This is a genomic window from Candidatus Hodarchaeum mangrovi, assembly GCF_975850365.1.
Window position 1 is genome coordinate 26828 of the sequence record NZ_CDLCQJ010000016.1, and the last position, 21824, is coordinate 48651.

18 protein-coding genes are annotated in these 21824 nt (G+C 32.8%); 9 read left to right on the top strand and 9 right to left on the bottom strand.

What is annotated here, in order from left to right; translation table 11 throughout:
- Window position 1: 1 nt before the first annotated feature.
- On the bottom strand, window positions 2–1165 hold the full coding sequence (locus ACWVCY_RS02385; RefSeq protein ID WP_455140089.1) for an NAD(P)/FAD-dependent oxidoreductase: 1164 nt from the start codon (window positions 1163–1165) through the stop codon (window positions 2–4).
- Window positions 1165–3246: an FAD-dependent oxidoreductase gene (locus ACWVCY_RS02390; protein WP_455140090.1), complete on the bottom strand. Its 2082-nt coding sequence runs from the start codon at window positions 3244–3246 to the stop codon at window positions 1165–1167. Before ACWVCY_RS02390 ends, ACWVCY_RS02385 begins: the two co-directional genes overlap by 1 nt.
- 273 nt (window positions 3247–3519) lie before the next feature.
- Here ACWVCY_RS02390 and ACWVCY_RS02395 point away from each other — a divergent pair, with 273 nt between their 5' ends.
- Both ACWVCY_RS02395 and ACWVCY_RS02400 read left to right on the top strand, forming a co-directional pair.
- Window positions 3520–4194 (top strand): hypothetical protein, encoded by a 675-nt coding sequence (locus ACWVCY_RS02395; protein ID WP_455140091.1) that lies wholly within the window; start codon window positions 3520–3522, stop codon window positions 4192–4194.
- 242 nt (window positions 4195–4436) lie between these two features.
- Entirely contained in the window at window positions 4437–5825 is a 1389-nt protein-coding gene (locus ACWVCY_RS02400) for an aspartate aminotransferase family protein (protein WP_455140092.1), read from the top strand.
- On the opposite strand, the gene ACWVCY_RS02405 is transcribed toward ACWVCY_RS02400, so the two are convergent.
- Window positions 5812–7005: a YgeY family selenium metabolism-linked hydrolase gene (locus ACWVCY_RS02405; RefSeq protein WP_455140093.1), complete on the bottom strand. Its 1194-nt coding sequence runs from the start codon at window positions 7003–7005 to the stop codon at window positions 5812–5814. The genes ACWVCY_RS02400 and ACWVCY_RS02405 overlap by 14 nt on opposite strands.
- 183 nt (window positions 7006–7188) lie before the next feature.
- On the opposite strand from ACWVCY_RS02405, the gene ACWVCY_RS02410 reads away from it, so the two are divergent.
- The 6 genes from ACWVCY_RS02410 to ACWVCY_RS02435 all read left to right on the top strand — a co-directional run bounded on the left by ACWVCY_RS02410 (window position 7189) and on the right by ACWVCY_RS02435 (window position 12652).
- Window positions 7189–8523: a PQQ-dependent sugar dehydrogenase gene (locus ACWVCY_RS02410; RefSeq protein WP_455140094.1), complete on the top strand. Its 1335-nt coding sequence runs from the start codon at window positions 7189–7191 to the stop codon at window positions 8521–8523.
- Window positions 8524–8795: 272 nt separating this feature from the next.
- Window positions 8796–9452, top strand: a complete 657-nt coding sequence (locus ACWVCY_RS02415; protein WP_455140095.1) for a hypothetical protein — start codon at window positions 8796–8798, stop codon at window positions 9450–9452.
- A gap of 223 nt (window positions 9453–9675) precedes the next feature.
- On the top strand, window positions 9676–10920 hold the full coding sequence (locus ACWVCY_RS02420) for a cysteine desulfurase family protein (RefSeq protein ID WP_455140096.1): 1245 nt from the start codon (window positions 9676–9678) through the stop codon (window positions 10918–10920).
- A 1-nt stretch (window position 10921) separates the two neighbouring features.
- On the top strand, window positions 10922–11329 hold the full coding sequence (locus tag ACWVCY_RS02425; RefSeq protein WP_455140097.1) for an iron-sulfur cluster assembly scaffold protein: 408 nt from the start codon (window positions 10922–10924) through the stop codon (window positions 11327–11329).
- A 5-nt stretch (window positions 11330–11334) separates the two neighbouring features.
- Entirely contained in the window at window positions 11335–11589 is a 255-nt protein-coding gene (locus ACWVCY_RS02430) for a sulfurtransferase TusA family protein (protein ID WP_455140098.1), read from the top strand.
- Between the two features lie 118 nt (window positions 11590–11707).
- Window positions 11708–12652 (top strand): FTR1 family iron permease, encoded by a 945-nt coding sequence (locus tag ACWVCY_RS02435; RefSeq protein ID WP_455140099.1) that lies wholly within the window; start codon window positions 11708–11710, stop codon window positions 12650–12652.
- 5 nt (window positions 12653–12657) lie between these two features.
- Here ACWVCY_RS02435 and ACWVCY_RS02440 read toward each other — a convergent pair whose 3' ends face one another.
- The 6 genes from ACWVCY_RS02440 to ACWVCY_RS02465 all read right to left on the bottom strand — a co-directional run bounded on the left by ACWVCY_RS02440 (window position 12658) and on the right by ACWVCY_RS02465 (window position 19089).
- Window positions 12658–13020, bottom strand: coding sequence for a zinc-ribbon domain-containing protein (locus ACWVCY_RS02440; protein WP_455140100.1), 363 nt, complete (start codon window positions 13018–13020; stop codon window positions 12658–12660).
- Between the two features lie 126 nt (window positions 13021–13146).
- Complete coding sequence (locus ACWVCY_RS02445) at window positions 13147–13662, bottom strand: hypothetical protein (protein ID WP_455140101.1); 516 nt, start codon at window positions 13660–13662, stop codon at window positions 13147–13149.
- A gap of 115 nt (window positions 13663–13777) precedes the next feature.
- Entirely contained in the window at window positions 13778–14608 is an 831-nt protein-coding gene (locus ACWVCY_RS02450) for a diacylglycerol/polyprenol kinase family protein (protein WP_455140102.1), read from the bottom strand.
- Between the two features lie 215 nt (window positions 14609–14823).
- Window positions 14824–15519, bottom strand: a complete 696-nt coding sequence (locus tag ACWVCY_RS02455) for a phosphoribosyltransferase (protein WP_455140103.1) — start codon at window positions 15517–15519, stop codon at window positions 14824–14826.
- A 22-nt stretch (window positions 15520–15541) separates the two neighbouring features.
- Window positions 15542–17047: a carboxypeptidase M32 gene (locus tag ACWVCY_RS02460; protein WP_455140104.1), complete on the bottom strand. Its 1506-nt coding sequence runs from the start codon at window positions 17045–17047 to the stop codon at window positions 15542–15544.
- Window positions 17047–19089 (bottom strand): Eco57I restriction-modification methylase domain-containing protein, encoded by a 2043-nt coding sequence (locus ACWVCY_RS02465; protein ID WP_455140105.1) that lies wholly within the window; start codon window positions 19087–19089, stop codon window positions 17047–17049. Before ACWVCY_RS02465 ends, ACWVCY_RS02460 begins: the two co-directional genes overlap by 1 nt.
- A 247-nt stretch (window positions 19090–19336) precedes the next feature.
- On the opposite strand from ACWVCY_RS02465, the gene ACWVCY_RS02470 reads away from it, so the two are divergent.
- Window positions 19337–21824: alpha-amylase family glycosyl hydrolase (locus ACWVCY_RS02470; protein WP_455140106.1), on the top strand; the 2488-nt coding region annotated here is incomplete at its 3' end.

A 21824-nucleotide genomic window follows, 5' to 3' on the forward strand; every position in this document is an offset into this window, starting at 1 on the left:
TCTATTTTAGCATTTCAATTTGACCAAAATCACGGTTCAATGTAAATTCACTTAAAATCTCCAAATCTAGAGGAGTTGTCTTATCTAATATCAGTCTAGCCAAGACATCACCTAAGCCAGGGCCTATCATATAACCTTGTCCACACATACCTACTGCTAATAACATACCCTCGATATTTTCTACCTTTCCTACAATTGGTGAACCATCAGGTGTCATAGGATATAAACCACGCCATGTTCGTCGGATTTTAATATTTTTTAATCGAGGTAAGAGGTGAATCATTCTTTTTGCTATTTGAGGTAGAAAAGAACTAGTTTCTCTCCTATCGGTTCCGAGTATAGAAGGGTCTGGAGTCAAACAAAATATGATTTGTCCTTCCTTATTTTGATAAAAATAAAAATTCTTAGAATTTCCCCATTTAGAATCGATAGCAGGTCTAATATCTACTACCATAGGGGAAAAAAAGTACTGGACAGGTTCAGTGATTCCAGCTTCATGAGAATCAGGAACGACTGGAATATCTAATCCTATAGGACGCATTATTTCCGAAGCTTCTCCACCAGCTGCATTTAAAACTATCGAGGTTTGATATTTTCCTTTATTTGTCCTAATTCCTGTAATTTTTCTTTCTTGAAGGAGGATTTCTTGTACGTGTTCTTTGAAATGAAACTCTGCATCAAGTTCTAGAGCTCTTCGATAAAAAGCATGTACTGAAAGTAGTGGAGAAGCATTTCCATCTTCAGGGGAAAATGTTCCTCCCCGAAGGTTTTCAATATTAATGCCAGGTACTAATTCTTTTATTTTTTCAGGAGTAATAAAATCAATATTCAGACCATAATTCTTTTGTAGTTCTACAGTCTGTTTTAATAAACGTTCATGTTCAGGTGTATAAGCAACAAAGGTGTATCCACCTTGGATCCATTGAATATCATCCCCATATTTTTCTTCCCATGTACTGAAAATTTCAATAGAACGTTGACAGACCTTGATTTTACTTTTTTGAGAATGAGTAGCACGAATCCCCCCAATGGCATGTTTGTTATCCGCTTGTCCAACTGAGGCATTTTTCTCAATAACTAAGGTCTTTAGACCGTTGTTTACGAATGAAAGGGCAGCTGGTACCCCAACACTTCCAGCACCAATAATTATAACATCATAGATCATTAATTTTTCCCTCCGTGTGATTTTGTAAAATCTCCCATAGGAACTTCAACAAAAAGTGGGCGTAAGGTGCCTGGTGTATAGTTATCCAGAGAAATTCCCTCCTCTGTAAACAGACGCTCAATTAAACTAGAACATGTTTTGCCACCACAAGCTCCCATTTGAACCCGTGTCAATGTTTTGAGCTCATTAACATCAGTAACGCCTGTTTTTATCCATTTTCGTATATCTCCTGCAGTAACCCTTTCACAACGACAAATAATTGCTTCATCTGGATAAGTAGGTTTGTGAAATATATCCATAGGTTCAATTTTTGTATCAGCTTGTAACCTAAGATTAACTGCAAGTTTAGCAATTTTATTTGGTAATTTTATTGTAATTAGCTGCGTTCGAGGAAATTCTTTTAAAATTCGTACCCTTTCTACAGGAAACTGTCCTAATAATCCCTCATCCCCCATTACAGTTACTAATTTTCCCTTCTGAAGTTTTGTGGTTGCTATTTCAAAAGGGAATGTGACAAACGGATTATCCTTATCTTTTCGATAATCAAGGAGGGTAATAGCTAAGCCTGGACACACAGCTATGCAACGTTCACAGCCTATACACTCTTTTTCTCCTTTGAAATAAGGTAAATGTGTTATTAAATCATCCTCTGTATGTATTTGATCCTGTGGGCACACACTTGCACATGGATTACATGGTATTTCTTGATCACAATGAAATAATGGAAAGATATCAGCCTTAACATCAGGCAGAGGTCGATTAATAGGAGGAGGAGGGTGTATTTTCATCAAATTTGCTTTTGCTTCTAGCACCATTAAATCTTCGGTTGTTTTAATTCCCATTTCATTTAGAAGACGAATTGCTTCAACACGTCCAGTAAAGATTGCAGCACTTGCTTCGGCTATCTCTTGTGCATCCCCTGCTACTACTGCTTTAAATCCAAAAATTCCAGCTTTTTTATAAAATTCATCAACTGGGGAAAGACCAACAGCAATTAGGATTGTATCGCATTCAAAAGTTTGTTCTGTACCTTTAATGACCTTCCACTTATCATCCAATTGGCCTATTGTTACACTTTCGACACTATTGATCCCATTTGCAGCTATAATAGTATGGTTTGTGTAAATTGGTACTCCCAGACGTCTCAGCTTATTTTCATGAACTTTATAACCTCCACATCTTGGAAGAGCTTCAACAAGACCAACAACGTTAATATTAGCTTGAATAGCATGGTATCCAGCTATTAATCCCACATTCCCACCTCCTACAATAAAGACTTTTTCGGATGGTTTCACTAAATCTCGATTTACTAGAGTTTGAAAAGCCCCTGCTCCATATACTCCAGGTAATGTGTCTCCTGGAAATGCAAGCATTTTTTCACGTGCTCCTGTAGCCACAAAAATATATTTAGGTTTAATCAAAGCATAAACCTGTGAATCTTTCCACACTCCAACCAGTCCATCTGAAAAAACTCCAATAGCAATACTATTTAACCAAATATCTATTAATTTATGATTTTGTACTTGTTTCCCTAAAATTTCTGCTATTTCAATCCCCCGTTTTCCAGCATAAACATCCTCTTGAGATCCAAAAAATTTATGCGTTTGTAGTATTAATTTTCCTCCAAGACGATGTTTATCATCTATTAATAATACTTTTACGCCATAATCAGTAAATATTTTAGAGGCTGAAAGTCCTGATGGCCCTGCACCTATTACTAAAACTTCAGTTTCATAAATTAAAGGATCACCCACACCCTTAACTTGATCATCCTCAGGTAAAGCAGGTAACCCAATACATGGTTCAATTTCCATATTAGGTCTTAATACCGTCATACATGCTTTTACAGGACGACCATTAACTATCACGGTACATTGTGCGCATTGTCCATTTGCACAGAATATCCCTTGGGGACTATTATCCTTTGGATGATTTCCAAATACTTTTATTCCATGAGAAAAAAGAACAGAAGAAATTACCTTACCCTCTTCTCCTATCAAGGTCTTACCCTTCCAAGTGAATTCAATATGCTGTAATTTTGGAATGTTAAGAATTGGATGTTGAGTAATTCGATATTTCATTAAAGTTCCTCAATAAATCATCATCAGTCAAGAAAGAAGTCAAGATTTAGGATGAATCTAGGGAAGAAGAAAGATATTTAAGTAATCTGACTTGAAACCAATCGTATCCAACGTTGTTTACTTTTATATTTGAATTTCTTTATGGTATTTTTGGTAATATTCGTATAGATGAATGTAATTTCATAGTGATATTGACTTCCAAAAGATTAAACCACTATCTTCTCTCAAGATGAAAAACAAATTAGTAAGTGAAAATATGTTGAGGAAGAAAAAATGGTAATTACTCCAGATACACAGACTGCATTAGACATTCTTCGTGTATGGCCTGAGGATTTTAAATGGTATCTAATACCTATTTTTGCTCTCGTTATCTATGTCTATTTTAGTGAAATAGAAAAAGGAAATTGGAACCGCGTATTTGCAGGATTAGCATTTTGGGGAATGGATTGGCTTAATGAAATTGCTAACGCTTTAATCCTTGTTTTCACTCAGGAATCAGCCTTATGGACTTGTGGAGGAGAAACAGGATTCCTGATTTTTGTTGGATTAAATATTGAAATTTCATTAATGTTTGCTATGGCTGGTGTTGCCTTTGTAAAGGTACTTCCAGAGGATCGAAACCTTAAATTTTTTGGTTTAATACCTAATAGATGGGGATTAGCAATTGGAAATGCAATATTTTGCGTATTTGTTGAGTTAATCCTCAATTATGCTGGAGGATTACTTTGGCATTATCCTTTTTGGAATAATCCCTTGCTTGGTTTTCAATATATTCTGAGCTGGATCCCTATTGTTATTTTTGGTTATTTACATTTCATGATAGTCTGTTTCTGGGTCCATGATATGAAATCGCAAAAAAATCAAATTATTGCTGTTTCAGTTATTTATACTATTGCTATAAGCGCAGTAATCCTTTTTGGTATTGTTTTAAAACTACCATATTTCTAACTTTTTATTTATTCTCAAATTTTGAGTAGAATGTTCGCTCTTTACTGAAATGGTGGTAATTAATCTAATGATCTGTAAAACCTTCTGGATTATGAAAATCTTCAGTAGAAAGATACAATCAAATCATAAGTTTCGGGTATATATCACCCTATATTCTGGAATTGTGTAGAAATCAAAAATTAAGCTTAAAGAACATTAAACTTAAAACCTAAAAATAGATCGTACAAAAAAAAGTGATTTATATGACCTTTGAGAATCTTCATTATCCTGAAGCTCCAAAAATTATTGATAAGCTTCCAGGAAAAAAAGCGCGAGATATACTCAAAAAACAATATGAAATTGAAGGTAAAGCTGTCTCTTACCCAAAAGCTATTCCATTAGTAATTGGTGAAGGTAGAGGAGCAACTATTAAGGATAGCGATGGTAATATCTTTATTGATTTTTTTGCAGGGGCTGGAGTGGTTGCATTAGGCCACTGTAATCCAATTATAATAAAAGCAGTAGAAGAACAACAAAAAAAGATAACACACACACTAGATTTTCCTACCGAAATACGTATCAGACTAGTTGAGAAAATTCGTGGAATTTTACCTGATAAACTTAGAGATAAAATGAGAATTCAATTTGGGGGACCCACAGGTTCAGATGCTGTGGAAATGGCAATCAAATTTGCTAAATGTATGACTCAACGAAGAGCTTTTATCTCATTTGAAGGAGCGTACCATGGCATGACATCAGGAGCTCTCTCATTAACCTCAGGAAGATTTTGGAAGGAACAATATTTACCATTACTCTCAGAAATACATTTTCTTCCCTATGCTTATTGTTATAGATGTCCTTTCCAAAGGATACCAGACACTTGTGAGAGAATTTGTGCTCAATATTATGATTATAAACTGAATGATCCTCATTCAGGTGTTACCCAACCTGCAGGTACAATAATCGAGCCAATTCAAGGTGAAGGAGGATCTATTATCCCACCAAAAGGATTTATTAAACAAATTCAAGAAATAAGTCAGAATTATGATATCCCAATCATTTTTGATGAGATACAATCAGGTTTCAATAGAACTGGTAAATTTTTTTCATTTGAGCATGATGGAGCAGTACCTGACATCATAACAATGTCTAAAGCTCTGGGGGGTGGTTTCCCATTGTCAGCAATAGCATATAGGGAAGAATTTGATGAAAAGGAAAAATGGGTTAAAGGAGCTCATATCGGAACTTTTAGAGGAAATGTCTCAGCTATGGCTGCAGGTGTTGCAACTATTGATTTCATGATTGATTATAATCTATCCGAACATGTTAAAAAATTAGGAACCTACATGGTACAATCATTGAAAGATTTAGAGAGAAATTCAGACATTATCGGTGAGGTTCGAGGAAAAGGGTTAATGATAGGGCTAGAAGTAGTAGTTAATAAGGAAACCAAACAACCTTCGGAAGAGCTAGCTAGACAGATTAGAACAGAAGCATTCAACCGAGGAGTATTAGTAGAAATAGGTGGCCATTATAACAATGTAGTACGGTTACTGCCACCATTAGTAATAACACAAGATCTAGCAGAGAAAGGGATTGAAATTTTAAAAACAACTATTGAAATGGTTCAGAATACTTCTAACTATGTGTAAAAGATCTAATTAATCGAATATAAAATTCTGTCGCTTTAATTAACTGATTTATAGCCACTTGGTCTTCTGGAGTATGTGCATGTTCTTCTTTTCCTGGGCCAAATCCTATTGTTGGAATATTAAAAATACCTTTGGTTGCTGCTCCATTTGTAGAAAAAGGCCAATATTTCAATTTAGGTTCTTCTTGGAATTGTTCACGATAAACCCCCATTGCCTGTTGAACGAAAGGATGCTTTTGATCCATTATCCAAGAGGGATAATAGGATTTAAAAGTAAATTTTTTTCTTGAATTTAACTGTACAGTATATTCAGGAATAAATATACGAGTCTGAATAGTTTTAAAGGATTCTAAGTTCTTTAATTGTTCAATTGCAGTAATATCAGATTCATTAGAAACCAATCGTCGATCAACATATATGATTGCTTTATCAGGGGTTGCATTAATATTAGGACTACTTGACTCTATTGCTGTGACACTTATTTGAGCTTTTCCTAACAGAGGATCTATGTGAAGATTCTTCTGAAGTTTTCTTATGTCCTCAATAATAGGGAGTAGGTTATAAATGGCATTAATACCTTGGTCAGGATTAGCTCCATGGGCCGAAATTCCATCAGTTGTTATTTTTAGATCAACACGTCCTTTTTGACCGATAGCAATCTGAAGATTCGAAGGTTCTGTTAATATAACTTTATCTGGTTTAATTCTTTCCACTTCAATTAAATGTTGCCAATTAAGTCCTTCATGTTCTTCTTCTCTTACTGAACCTACGAAAATTATCTGCAAATTGTCAGGAATACCAATTTCAGTCAAAATTTTTAATGCATAAAGAGTGGTAGCAAGACCTCCTTTTTGATCTGAAGCACCTCTTCCATAAATTATTTCATTCTCAATTTTTCCATTAAACGGCTCATGTTTCCAATTTTCAGGATTCCCCACATCAACCGTATCCATATGACTATCAAAGGCAATAATTTGCGATCCATTTCCTAAACTCCCATAAAGATTACCTATTGCATCAATAGTAATATCATCAAAGCCAATATGCTCCATTTCACCTTTGATAAGTTTTCTAACATCATCTTCCTTTCCAGGCGGTGAAGGTATACTTATTAGCTCTTGAGTAAATTTAATCAGCTTATCTTTCTTTTCATTAACTAAAAAATTAATTTTATTATTCATAATACCGTCTCAAATAAAGGATTTTTGATTAGAAGTATTATGTTCTAGTTGAAAAAATTTTAGATAAAATTTTCTTTTCAATAATTTTCATGACTGCTTACTTGATTTAAAATTACTGATAAGTGTGAACATTCCGAATTTCAAATCTAAAAATACATATTAGACTCTTTAGTTTGTTTTATCATGAAAAAATTGAGTAGCTATTTTTATTTGGTTATTTTATTAGGAATTACCCTATTTTCTCTTATTTTATTTTCTCAATCTTCCCAATTTCAACTTAAAGGTGAATATCTGCCTTCAGTAAAGTTTGAACTTATGAAAGTATTTTCCAACCTTACATTCACGAAGCCTTTAGGCCTTTATTCCGACACAAAAGATTTTTTATACGTTGTTGAACAAGAAGGATTAATTAAAAAATTTAAAAATCAGTATAATACCTCATCCACAGAGATTTTTATCGATTTACGTGATAAAGTCCTTTTGGGAGGGGAACAGGGACTACTTGGATTTGCATTTCATCCACAATTTCTATCAAATGGTCAATTTTTCGTGGATTACACCGCTGATAACCCTAGAAGAACTATTATATCTCGTTTTAGTCTTTTAGACACACAATCTGTAAACTATAGCTCTGAGATGATAATTTTGGAAGTTCCTCAACCATTTAACAATCATAATGGAGGACAAATCGCTTTTGGGCCCGATGGATATCTTTACATAGCTTTAGGAGATGGTGGAAGTGGAGGGGATCCATATAATCATGGTCAAAATCGTTCAACGTTATTAGGATCAATTTTACGATTAGATGTGAATTCAAAGACATTAGCTACAAATTATACAATTCCTCCAGATAATCCTTTTGTTGGGAATTTATTAGGATATAGAGAAGAAATATTTGCATATGGATTGCGAAATCCTTGGCGTTTTAGCTTTGATTCCTTTTCAGGAACCTTATGGGCAGCAGATGTGGGGCAGAATATGTGGGAAGAAATTAATATCGTTGAAAAAGGGAAAAATTATGGATGGAGAATAACAGAAGGATTTGAATGTTATAACCCTTCAGTCGATTGTAACCGTGCTGACTTAATTGACCCTATCTTTGCTTATGGACATGACCTAGGAGCTTCCATCACAGGTGGATTTATATATCGAGGATTGGAACTCTCAGTTCTCTTTGGATATTATCTTTATGCAGATTTTATATCAGGAGTTATTTGGGCTTTGAAATTAACAAATGGAATAGAAAATTATATTCTAGTTGATACTCCATTAAATATTGCTTCTTTTGGTTTAGATAAATCAAATGAATTTTATCTTTGTGCATTTGATGGGTATATCTACAAGCTGATTTATGAGCATTCATCATCAAATTTGACTACTAGTTCTGCTTTAACAGCTGAAAGTTCATTTCTAATTAGTTCCACCCAATCCACATTCCCTACCTCAAGTCCATATCTGCAATTTCTATTAGGATTACTCTTCCTGTACATTATTTCTAGAAAAATTATACGCAAATAATTCGTGATTTTACCTTGAGAAAAGTTAGGTAATATAAATAAGAGTTGGGGGCAATATTTAGTAAAATAATTTGAGTACTTTTTTTAACTATGAGGACAGAAATTAATTTAGAATAAATCTCAATTTCAAAATATTCAGTGGGTGGATAAACTACGTTCGGCCTTGATATCATCTCTAAACCTGGATTTTTATTACTTTCCCATGAATTTGTCAAGGGTTGGTTATATGAAGTTAATACAGGAATTAAAGATCAGGACATTCATGCAAGTCTTATGAGTGCAGCTATCAATACACTCAAAGAGACTCAAGGTCAAACAATTACAGCTATTCGGCACGTAGGATTTACACTCTTATTATATGAGGGATTATTAACATATGGTATCTTAACAACTTCCGAGGCAGAATATGATCCTATTCAGTTTGAGTTCCTACGTGAGGTAATTTTGAAATTTGAATTAATGTTTTCATTTGAATTGTCATCGGGGACTCTGTTTACCCGCAGTGATTTTGAGGTATTCCATCAAATTGTGGATGAAATGTATGATAAAATGGTGGGTATTGATGTTGATGGACTCAGGAAAATTTTGAAAGTAATGAATTATTCAAAAATTAGAAATTTTATTGTCTACGAAAATCATCACTTTCAACCTGTTTTTACAAGTATCGTCGACCCGCTTGTTAATATCCCCCTTCATAAAATCACTAAAATCTTCCGAGAAATGAATTATCTCTGCGAACCAGTTGATGGAGCTTCATGTGAGATAGATTTTGATGATATATGGATTTCTGGAGTAAGAATCCCAACTCATTGGCTAATTTTATTATCACCAGTTCAAAGGTTAAATCGTGCAAGTTTATACACTGAATTAAACGCAATCCGAGATACTTTATTAAGGAAAGAGAATAATTCATATATTTCAAATAATTAGATTTTAAACGGACTGGTTAACTTCTGTATCAATGCATTCATACATAATAAGGATCTCTTAGCTCTATAAGGAAACTTCCTTCGTTTAGTTAATAAATTACTTTAGTTTTATTTAACATCAAGAAACTCATTTTGCTTTTCTTCAATCAATACTATTCTGCGAATAACGTTAAGAGTAGATTTTTTAACTCAACTATTGTTAAGATTATATGAAGGTTTATACTTTGAAAGTATTTCTGGATAACAATTCTAGTTCCAAAGTTTCGGAAACAGTAGTAAAAGCTATGATACCGTACTTTACCGATATAGTTTCTCCACCAGGAAGTGAATATGGTATTTCAGCGGGAATTGAAGCTAAAGAAGCTCTTGATGAAGCACGTAGAGTCATTGCAGAGAAACTCAATGCTGATCCTGATGAAATTGTTTTTACAAGTGGTCAAACAGAGTCAAACAATTTAGCGATTAAGGGGGTTGCATTTGCAAACCTTAATAATGAAAATAAATATATAATCGCCTCTAGTGTTTCCCACTTCTCGGTATTAGACAGTTTGGAATCATTAAAGAAGTATTTTGGCTTTGAATATGATTTAATTAAAGTAGATTCAGAGGGATTCATCGATAGAACTCACTTATCTGAATTATTAGCCAAAAATCCTCTAATAGTCTCTATCCCTCATGGTAATCAAGAAATTGGCACTGTAGAAGATCTTGAGGACATTATTGCTCTTTGTCATAAATTTAATTCCTTAATTCATATTGAAGCGTCTTATAGTTTTTGTAAAGTTCCTTTAGATGCTTCTAAGCCAGATTTAGTAACAGTAACGAGTCACTTAATCCATGGACCAAAAGGAGTAGGAGCATTAAAGATTGGAAAAAAAGTAAAAATTGTACGGCTCATGGATGGAGGTCTCCAAGAAAATAAAAAACGTGGAGGAACAGAAAATATTCCAGGAATAGTGGGTTTTGCTACAGCTGTATCTGAATATACACCAGAAATTAATAAATATACACAAGAACTTAGAGACTACTTATGGGAAAATTTAAAGAAAAATATTGCTAATTTTCAGCTTACAGGAGCAGTAGATAAAACAAAAAGATTACCAAATCATCTTTCCCTTGTATTTAACTATGTTGAGGGAGAATCGATCTTGCTTCATCTAGATATGCTAGGATTTATGATTGCAACAGGTAGTGCATGTTCTTCAAAACGACTTGAAGCCAGTCATGTTCTTACAGCCATAGGATTACCAACGGAAGTAAGTCATGGAAGTGTTCGGATTGCAGTTAGTCAATATAATACAAAGGAAGAAATAGATGCGTTTATTCCTGAATTAGCAAAAGTCATTAAACGTCTTAGAGAAATGAGTCCTGTTAATGCGGAATTTATGAAAGAATATTTTGAGATGAAAGCAAGTGGAAAAATACATGATGAACATGATCATCATGATGAAATAGAAGAGCATGATTAAGATGGCACATCTATATTCAAAAGAAGTTATAGATCTATTTATGAATCCCCAAAATATGGGTGAAATAGAAAATCCCGATGGGGTAGGTAAGATAGGTAATCCTGTATGTGGAGACATTATGTGGATTTATCTTAAGATCAATCCTGAATCCGATGTAATTGAAGACATTAAAGTAAAAACTTTCGGTTGTGTAGCAGCTATTGCTACGAGCTCAAAGACAACAATGATGACCAAAGGAAAAACGCTAAAAGAGGCTTATAGATTAACAAAAAAGCAGGTAGCAGATGAATTAGGTGGTTTACCTAAACAAAAAATGCATTGTTCTAACCTTGCTGTTGATGCCTTACACAGAGCTATGGAAGATTATCTGAAGAAAAATGGCCGTTCAATGGATGAATTGGTGGATTAAACATATTGTCTGGTCTATTAGTGGATGAAACTATTGATATAACAGGATTAATTTGTCCTGTTCCACTTATAGAAACACGACGAGCTATTAAAAGAGCAAAAGAAGGACAGTTAATCGAATTTATTGGCACATCAGCTGAATCTACATCACGAAAAGACATCCTATTGGCAATAGAAAATTTGAAACAAGAACTTCTTTCTAATGAAAACATTTTGGATTCAGATAAATGGCGTATAATAATAAGAGTACAAAAAGAATAAATGATGTAATATTAAATCCTTATTCAAATTAAGGATTAATTCCGCAAAATCCTGTGTTTTTAACGAATATAATTTTCAAAAAAATATTACAATCACTTACATTTGAAGCGGTGTAAATATGATTATTGAATTGTTTCCTATTTTAATTTTTAGCCTAGTAACTTCTCTCAGAGAAGTATTAGAGGCTGCATTAATAATTGGTATTATATTAGGATATTTAAATGTTATTGATCATAGAGAAATGAAAAAAGATGTATTATATGGAATTCTGAGTGCTATTTGGGCTAGTATTTTATTGGCAATTATTTTTTTGACTTTTTTTTCTGGATTAGATGAATATCAAGAACTATTTGAAGGAATAGTAATGTTCATAGCTGCTATCGTCTTAACTTGGATGGTTTTTTGGATGGCCAAGCAGGGGAGATTTATGAAAGCTGAATTTGAAAAGAGAATTCAGACAATTTTATTAACTAAAAAACAACGAATTGGAATTTTTTCTCTTGTATTCTTCTCTGTAGCAAGAGAGGGAGCTGAACTAGTACTACTCCTTTACTCAAATTTCTTGGGAAATTATTCCCTTCTAGGAATGATCCCTACAATGCTCACAACAGTAATTGGACTCTTTTTAGGTATTTTAATCTCTTCCATTTTAGCATTCTTTTTATTTAAACAAACATATCAATTGAATCTGAAAAAATTCTTTAATTATACAAGTATTATTCTTATAATCTTTGCTGCTGGACTAATTGCTCATGGTTTGCATGAAATTTTCGAGTTCCTTGAACATAGTGGATCCTCCCTTTCGACATTATTCATTTGGGCTGAACTGTGGAATATTAATGACACATTACTAGGTGATATACTTAAGTTTCTTTTCGGATGGAGCTATGATCCGAATTATTTAGGTCGATTCGAGAAAAGTATGATTGGAGGATTACTAGCAGGTTTATTCGGTTGGAATGATAACCCTTCCTTGATAGAAATTGCCAGTTATCTAAGCTACCTAATTCTAGCTATTCTATATCTAAAAAGATCAAGTCAAAAAGATCAAGCTATAAAATAAAAAGACTATTTAGCGAGTTCTGAACCACATTGAGTACAAAAAACTGAATCTTTTTCATTTTGTGTCCCACAAACCGTACAAAATGAACCTATACGGTGATTAATCTTCTCTTTAGAATCAAAACCAATCTTTGAATCTTCATCAAAAGAATAAGAGTTTTTAGCATAATTTCTAGGTAAATGATGAAGAGAACGTTTTTTATCTGTTTGTAAATATGTACCTAGAGCTCCAGAAAAAATCCAACATGCCATCCCTAAAATTAATCCAACACCAAAGTCATAATAATTTGTAAAAATTCCAATAAAGAGAAAAATTACTCCCAAACCACTAATTAATGATACAATTGCATTTTTCTGATTCTGATCCAAAAGAGACACCTTAATTAAAGGATTATTGAAAGACTTTTAAATATTAAATCTTGCGGCATGAAAAATCATCAATTTTTTGAGATTAGTGAAAATTATATAGAATTTAGTATAGATTAAGTATTTACGTTATTCTGCTTTTATCGCTTGGAAAATTAAATTCAAAGTTCTCATTTCCTTTTTTTTAAGTGGTAAATAATAAAGATCTATTGCATCAGGAATTTTTACCTTCCAAGAAAATGAATTTTCACTCAAATTAGGCCCATTAGGAAAAAATTCTATTTCAGAAGGTACTGTTGTTCTGAAAGGAAGTGCTTCCACCCATGTACTTTGTACCTGATCTCTATTTAATAATTCAACATAAATTTGTTCATCTATTAAGCTTAATTCTTCAATATGAGATGAATCAATTAATATATCAGGCAAAGGTTCTCTAAATTCAAAGGTTTCTTTGGCAATTGATAAATAATGAATCCCAGCTAATTCTGAATGGATTTCATCTTGAGTTAACTCCTTACTCCCATATTTTTGTTCCCACAAGACTTTTAGGGTTCTTTCAGTTAGATATAATCTTAATATATTCCTGCGTTTTTTGACTGAAAACTGGGTAAACTCCATATATGAGAAAGAAACAGGAATTTTCATCGATTAACCACTGAAACATAGAGGTTTTTAAAGGTTACTAGCTTCTTTATCCCTTACAGGACTTTTTTCATTCAAAATTTATTGAGAAAAAAATTACAAATAGATATGTGGGTAGTTAAAAGAATCTCAACATTGACCCTAGAATAAACGAAGATCCAAGAACAATATCAACAATTATCAAAGTTATTATTGTGGAAGCAGGGATAAGAAGATTATCAATATCAGCGGGGGATAATGCTTCTACGATAGTTGTAATTATGGCTAAGAGTAAGATAACTATAAAAATACCTTCAAGGTTTATACCCGGATCCTTAAGAACAGCAAGATCTGGATTCACATCACCGCCTAGTACACCTAAAAGGCCTAAGAACAATAATGACCCAATAATTGAAAATAAAAAGACTCCAAAGGATCCTTCGAGAGATTTTTCACGACCTAGAGTTTTATATTTTCTCTTACCGAATCGTTTCCCGAAATAAGGTGCAATACCGTCACCCCAACCGACGATAGCCATCATTAACATTCCAACATAAGTTCCAAAAAGGAAAGTTCCGGCAATTATCATAATAATCGTAAAATAAAGTGTACCGCGTAATAATTCACGTGGATCTCCAGTTCGACTCATTGTTTTTACATCTGGATCATCAGGGGACCCTTTAAAGCCTTTATATAGGAAAGTACAAAAGAAAAGGAAAGGAACAGTTATATTCAGTAAATATGAGTATCCATCCGAAGTATTAAGGAAAAGCCAAACCCAGATAAAAGACCCAGCAGCTATATGAATAATTTTCCGCGAAAGATCAGAAGATAACATGTTATTATCAACTAATCTCTCCATAAGAGTAATAATCCCTTTTACATAAACTAAAGCAACAATAATTCCGATGAAGGCATTCCAAATTAAAGGTAGGAACCCTTCGTTGCCAAGTGGTGCAATATATCCCATTATTATCACCTAAATCGAAAATCCATTAGAATTTTTAGTAAAAGGACATAATCCTAGCTTTTTTTAAAAAACCATCTAAAATAATTCAACCTTGATATTAATGAATTCTTGGAATCAGAAAAGAATATTCTACCAATTGGGATGAAGATTAAGCTAATTACTGTAGAACGGTTTCATTAATGCCATTTTTACTATCTTAATTATAAGAGTAATTTTTATCCTAATAATGGTTGAAATTCTTTTAATAATGAAAAATAATCCTTTGCTTCTAAATCTGAAACATCATACCAATTAGTATAGGCATCTGCTACAGCAAATGGGAACTTTTCCCGAACATTCAAACATATTATTTTATCTAATACCTTTTCTAATCTTTTAAGAGAACTTATTGGTGCAGTTGGTACTGCAAGAATAATGGTTTCTGCACCAAGTTGTCGTAACCATGAGGAAGCTGCTAAAACAGAAAATCCACTGGCAACTCCATCATCAACAATAAGGATATTTTTACCATATACCTCTAATTTATGGCTTGTTCCTGTAAATTCTCTCCTTTTTTTCTCGATTTCATATTTTGTTCTTTCAATTTGGGTCTCTAGCTGATGAGTTGTTATTGCTAATCTATCTAATAACATATCGTTTAAGAATACTTGCCCGTCAGGTGTTATTGCCCCCATACCTGCCTCAGTGTTTCCTGGGATTTGGATTTTTCTTACTATTAATAGATCAATTTTGGTTCTTGGAACTAAGGGAAATTCTACAATCCCTAGTCCTACAGGGATACCCCCATTTGGAATTAAAAGGAGTAGGTCAAAGGATTCTAATCCTACATAAGAGCCTAATAATGATCCTGCTTTTCGTCGAGAATTGAAGATATAATATTTATTTCGGAAAGATAGATTCTCAATAATCAAATATTATTCTATCCCATGCATATTAAAGCTCATATAATTCTGAATATTTATTTTCTAAATAATGAATAAAATATCTTACTGTTAAAGGTTCTCCAGTAATCTCTTTGACCATATCCAATCCATCATATAAGACTCCTTTTGAATGAATGTTATTAGCTAGCCATTGGCGGATTGGGGTAAATTTTCCTGTATTTATTTTTTCATGCCATTCAGGGAGATCTCTTGTTAATCCCCGATTAATTAGTTGTGCTGCGATAATATCTCCCATTGCATAACCATAAAAATATCCCCAATATTGACTATACCAATGTAAATCTTGCATTACACCTTGAGTATCCGATTCGACTTTAACTCCTAAATATTGCTCGTATTTCTTATTCCATTCCTGAGGTAGGTCAGCAACCTCCAGTTTCCCAGCATATAATGCTTGTTCCAGCTCAAATCGTATTATTATATGTATGGCATAGGTTAATTCATCACTTCCAATCCGACTTGGTCCAGGTTGAGTAGCATTGATCGCAAAATAAAATTCTTCTTGATTTATATCATTAAACACTCCTGTTTGACTTTTAAACTTGGGATAGTAATAATTCCAGAATTCTGGGGAAAGTGTAACGTGATTTTCTAATATCCTTGATTGTGATTCACCGAATGAAGGACCAGTATATCCATTAACTGGTTGACCAATCCATTCAGGATTTCGTTGTTGGGCATGCAAAGAATGGCCGCACTCATGGGATCCAGCTAATAAAGCCTTCATAATTTCGTTTTCCTTATATTTTACAGTCAATCTGACATCTTTGGGGCCACAGGCAATTGTTAGGGGATGTTCAACTTCATCCACCCGACCAGCTTGAAAATCATACTCCAAAAATTTAACCAATTCATTTACTACATTTTCTTGCTTTTGTTGTGGTATAAAGCGTGTTAAGAATGTTTTATTAGGTTGTTTTTCTGCTCTCGTGCATTTTTCAACGAATGGGATTAAAAATCTCTTAGTTTCACTAAAAAAATTGTTTAATTTCTCAATAGTAAATCCAGGATCACGAATATCAACTAAAGCTTCGTATGGATCTGATAATCCCTTTACTTCAGATAATAAAGTTGCTTTTTCAACCTCTAGTTCAAATAATTTTTTTAAATCTGCTTGGACTATTGAAAAATTATTTTTTTTCTTAGCGATTTTCCATATTTCCAGTGTTTTATTACTTTGAATAGCTAACTGTCCTACCAACTCTATTGGTAAAGCGATTTTTTCTTCAACTGCTCGTTTTAAAAGAAAAACGTTTCTTTTTTCAACATTATTTAGTGTAGAATCTTTTTCGCTTTGATTGATTAACGAAATCATCTTTTTTGAGGTCCATTTTTTATGTATAGTCTGTTGTAACCAGTTAAACTGATTTGTTCTATGCTCTAATGCTGAAGATGGCATATATGTATTCATATCCCAATAAAGGAGGGAAGAGATACTAGAAATTGTATAAATCTCTTTATACTTCTCTAATAAATATTTATAGGCAAATTTCATTACGATTCACTTCGATGACAATCTGATAATAGTTTTTTAATCAATGTTAATGTTTTGTTCGAATCTGAATTGTTTCGTTGGAAGGTCTCAAGAATATAATTAAGATCCTCATTATCTAATTTATACAGCTTTAAGACATTTAATTCTATATTCGATTTTAATTTAGATATTTCTTCTTCAATAGCATCATCTTTTTCTTTTTTAGGATCATTATTTAATACTAAAATTTGTTTTACATTTTCGATAATATTTAAATACTCATTATTAATTCTAGAAGCTCTCGGAACAGGCATATCGTAAATAAAAAACATATTTATGTTTGTAGTGACTTTTAAGCGTAATAAATAATCAAATATAAAGCTATTAAAGATCCCACATAGATAATACAACTCCTCTTCCTTAATTATGCGAATTCCTTCATTATTATAACTCTTAATTAATGTTAGACTGTTTGCACACAATACATCATTAGGTAAAATTGTGGCAATCATAGTTCTTCTATTTGTACTTGCAGCAATTGATCGGAACGCTAATTTTGGTTTAGAAATACCGTACTTCTTGGAAATTCTGTCTGGTATGTTATTTTTCATAATCCAATATCGGGGTTCAGCAAAATTGTTGTTATATTGTTCAATCATTTTCCCCTCATAGACTGCATATCCTTTATTTTCTTGATTGAAGAGATTATTATTAATTGTTACATCCAATTCTCTCGTTAATCGAAATTTCCATGAATTGGGGATATCTTTACTTAAAGGAGGATACATATACATTTTTTTAGTGATTTCAATATCTTTTTCTGATTTAAACTCCATTATTGACCAAGAGGAAGGTGAATATATTTTAAGTTGATTCCAATCTAAATGCAAAATACAGGAAAAAATTTCGTTTGAATCAACTATTGATTGCATAAAAGCTGCTAAGAAGATGGAAGTATGTCCTGTTTTTTGATAAATAATTGTGTCAAATTTGAATGATCTGTGTACAGAGGGAAAGATACCTAGTTTATTCTCAAATGAAATAAGTTCTTTTACTAGTCCTTGGTCAAAAATTAAATTTCTTAATCCTTTTGTACCTGCATCAGTATGAATGCCGGAGGGTACTATCATCCCACAGAAACCATTTGTGTTTAAAATATTATAAACTCGCTCCACAAACAATTTATAAAGGTTTAAGTCTCCACTAATATTTTTTTTTCTTTTTGCTATCTGAATCTTACTGGATTGATAATGAAAATTCCTCTTAAACCATTTCGCACTCTGAGATATCGATTCTTGATGTAATATCCATGCTTCTTTAATTTTAGGATCATTAAGTAATCTCTCAATGATTTTTCGGGCTTCCTGCTTATCAACATTATATTTTGATAATTGTTCATCAAAATTAGAAAAAAATTCTTTTTCCAAAGGTTTATGAATGTTCCAAGGAGGATTTATGATACATACATCAAATCCTCCCTTTTCCATAATCTTGGGGAATTTTTCCTTCCAATTAAATCGTACATCTGCAATATTTGAGTCAGAAGTCTGTAAATCTATATGGCTAATTAATGCATCACCTTGAAATAAATTAAATTTTATCTTCTCATTTCGATTATTAAATGGTAATATAGTTAAAAAACTCTCTTTACAATTATTGATTGCTGTTTTAGATATATCAACTCCAAATAAGTTATTTTGAACTATATCCTGACAGAATTGAACCTTACTCCTTTTTTCTATCCCTTTATTTTTTAGATATTCAAAAAATGAGACTAAAAAGCGATAAGATTCCAATAAAAGGTTCCCTGAACCGACAGTTGGATCAATGATCTTAATATTTCTTAGTATCTGGTAAACCCTCCTCAGATCCCTCTCAATAAATTGGTCAAATATATCTAGAATGTTTTCTGAAGTAAATTCTCCATAAAGAAATTCTTTATTCAACTGTGCAAAGAGAAAATACGTAATTGTACGAGGAGATATAAATTGTGCTAATATTGAGGGAGTATAGATTTTACCTAAATCTTTTGTTGTAATACTTAAAGGAGAATTCTTTGTCACAATGATTTTCCTCATATCTGATCTCAAAGTCTGAATAATTAATAGAGAAACAGTATAATGTTTTAAATTTAATATTCCTCGTTCTTTATCATTAAGGCCCTTTTTTAGGATTTTTCTATTAACTGATCTGCGGGATTTATATAAGAATAAACACCTACATAATAGTATCAATTAAAGATAATCGAAGGAAAAACTACAAATTACTACTTTCTCCTTCTAGATTTAAAACTGGATGTGATTCTTCCTCGTGCGATTGAGTCGTAATGCCCTAGAAAAATACCGTTTTGAAGAAAAATTCTTTAGTACCGATGAAGGATATGTCACATTTCCATCTACCTATCATGTTCGGCTTTTTGTTGAATCTCTTAACAAAAAAAGAGATTTGTTACATTTTCCTGAAATTGCTGCTCGTGCATCCGAGATAAACGGAATATCTCTATTAAATGAGATTTCACACTTTCTTTTTGAGCAATATAAAAAAGAAATTGCTCCAAATTTATACAAAGAAATATCAGAATTTCTTAATGAAATGATAGGCAAGAATAAAGTTGATAAAACAATTGAAACACTTCTCACAACATTTCCTCCCCCTTCTATATTTTTTCAAAAATCCTCCCTTGAATCCTTTCTCGAAAGTACAACGAAAAATGTTCCAAATAGGGAAATTTTAATAGAAGAACTAATTCATATATGGTTGGAGAATAACAATCCAGCTTTAAATAAGCACAGAGAACTTTTTGAGGATGAAGAGCTAAAGAAAATATCAGATTATGGGAAAATAATCTCAGAAATTGAAAACTTTTTTGAAAAGAATAGACCATTTGGGCCTAAAAATAAGAATTTCTTTAAAATGCTTCAAGATCCATTGAAAGAAAATCCTCTTTCAATTAAAGCCCAGCTGGAATATATAGCTAAAGAATGGGCTTCAATCTTAGGTCCAATGTATTTTAAGATACTTTCTGCCTTAGATTTATTTGCAGAAGAAGAAAGACTACGCGGATTAGGGGCTGGGTTAGTAAGGGTTTATGAATATGATGGATTAGAAGAAAATTACACTCCTGATGCGAATTGGATGCCAAATGTAGTAATGATAGCAAAAAATGCATATGTTTGGTTATTCCAGTTATCTAAGAAATATGGACGTGAATTACGAACTCTTGACCAGATACCTGATGAAGAGCTTGCTCAGCTAAGTAGATGGGGAATTAATGCGTTATGGTTAATTGGTTTATGGGAAAGGAGCCCAGCTTCAAAACTTGTAAAGCAATGGTGCGGGAATCCAGAAGCAGAAGCTTCAGCTTATAGCTTATTTGACTATACTATTGCCTTCGATCTTGGAGGAGAAAATAGCTTCTCACAATTAAAACAAAAGGCTTTAAGATACAATATACGATTAGCCTCGGATATGGTTCCCAATCATACGGGAATTGACTCAAAATGGATCAGAGAACACCCTGATTGGTATATTTCTCTTAATTACCCACCATTCCCTTCTTATCAATATAGTGGAGCTAGTTTAAGTCAGGACCCAAATCTTGGAATTTTCTTAGAAGATCATTATTTTAGCCGAACTGACGCTGCAGTAACCTTTAAACGTGAAGATTATCGAACAGGAGATACTAAATATATATATCATGGAAATGATGGAACAAGTATGCCTTGGAATGATACTGCACAATTAAACTATTTATTACCAGAAGTTCGTGAGGCAGTAATTCAAACAATATTACATGTTGCGAACAAATTTTCTATTATTCGATTTGATGCGGCAATGACGTTAACACGAAAGCATTTTCAACGATTGTGGTTCCCACCTCCTGGAAGTGGAGGAGATATTCCTTCACGAGCTGGAACGGGAATTTCACATGAAGAATTTATGCGAAAAATGCCTCAGGAATTTTGGCGTGAAGTTGTTAACCGCATCAAAGAAGAAAAACCAGAAACACTTTTATTAGCGGAAGCATTTTGGCTATTAGAAGGTTTTTTTGTTCGTACATTAGGTATGCACCGTGTGTATAACAGTGCTTTCATGAATATGCTTCGTGATGAGGATAATGCTAATTATCGCTCAGTTATTAAAAATACTTTAGAATATGACCCTGAAATACTAAAGAGATTTGTAAACTTTATGAATAATCCTGATGAAGACACTGCAGCCAATCAATTTGGAAAAGGTGATAAATATTTTGGGATTTGTCTTCTTCTTGTAACATTTCCAGGACTTCCCATGATTGGACATGGTCAAATTGAGGGTTGGGCTGAGAAATATGGGATGGAATATCGTCGATCTTATTGGGATGAAGGCATGGACTGGGGTTTTTTACAATACCATGAAAAAGTTATTTTTCCATTATTAAAAAGAAGATATTTGTATTCAGGAGTAAAAAACTTCTTATTATATGATTTTTTTACCAAAGCAGGTTATGTTGATGAGAATGTGTTTTGTTTTTCAAATGGGACGGATAAAGAACGGTCATTAATTATATATAATAATTGTTTCCAAGGAACAGCAGGCTGGATAAAAAATTCGGCCGCATTTTATGATCGTGAAGCTGAGAAACTTGTTCAACGGTCATTGGGATATGGATTGAAGCTAACTGGTAAACCAAATCATTTTTTGATATTTAAAGATCAATTTACTGGTCTAGAATATATTAGAAACTCAGAAAATCTTTACAATAATGGATTAGAGGTTATATTAGGTTCTTATAAAGCACAAGCATTGATTGATTTAA

What these genes read in the sequence shown, in the direction of transcription:
- ACWVCY_RS02385 (WP_455140089.1), bottom strand. Translation starts at nt 1,165, where the DNA reads ATGATCTATGATGTTATAATTATTGGTGCTGGAAGTGTTGGGGTACCA.
- ACWVCY_RS02390 (WP_455140090.1), bottom strand. Translation starts at nt 3,246, where the DNA reads ATGAAATATCGAATTACTCAACATCCAATTCTTAACATTCCAAAATTA.
- ACWVCY_RS02395 (WP_455140091.1), top strand. Translation starts at nt 3,520, where the DNA reads ATGGTAATTACTCCAGATACACAGACTGCATTAGACATTCTTCGTGTA.
- ACWVCY_RS02400 (WP_455140092.1), top strand. Translation starts at nt 4,437, where the DNA reads ATGACCTTTGAGAATCTTCATTATCCTGAAGCTCCAAAAATTATTGAT.
- ACWVCY_RS02405 (WP_455140093.1), bottom strand. Translation starts at nt 7,005, where the DNA reads ATGAATAATAAAATTAATTTTTTAGTTAATGAAAAGAAAGATAAGCTG.
- ACWVCY_RS02410 (WP_455140094.1), top strand. Translation starts at nt 7,189, where the DNA reads ATGAAAAAATTGAGTAGCTATTTTTATTTGGTTATTTTATTAGGAATT.
- ACWVCY_RS02415 (WP_455140095.1), top strand. Translation starts at nt 8,796, where the DNA reads ATGAGTGCAGCTATCAATACACTCAAAGAGACTCAAGGTCAAACAATT.
- ACWVCY_RS02425 (WP_455140097.1), top strand. Translation starts at nt 10,922, where the DNA reads ATGGCACATCTATATTCAAAAGAAGTTATAGATCTATTTATGAATCCC.
- ACWVCY_RS02435 (WP_455140099.1), top strand. Translation starts at nt 11,708, where the DNA reads ATGATTATTGAATTGTTTCCTATTTTAATTTTTAGCCTAGTAACTTCT.
- ACWVCY_RS02445 (WP_455140101.1), bottom strand. Translation starts at nt 13,662, where the DNA reads ATGAAAATTCCTGTTTCTTTCTCATATATGGAGTTTACCCAGTTTTCA.
- ACWVCY_RS02450 (WP_455140102.1), bottom strand. Translation starts at nt 14,608, where the DNA reads ATGGGATATATTGCACCACTTGGCAACGAAGGGTTCCTACCTTTAATT.
- ACWVCY_RS02460 (WP_455140104.1), bottom strand. Translation starts at nt 17,047, where the DNA reads ATGAAATTTGCCTATAAATATTTATTAGAGAAGTATAAAGAGATTTAT.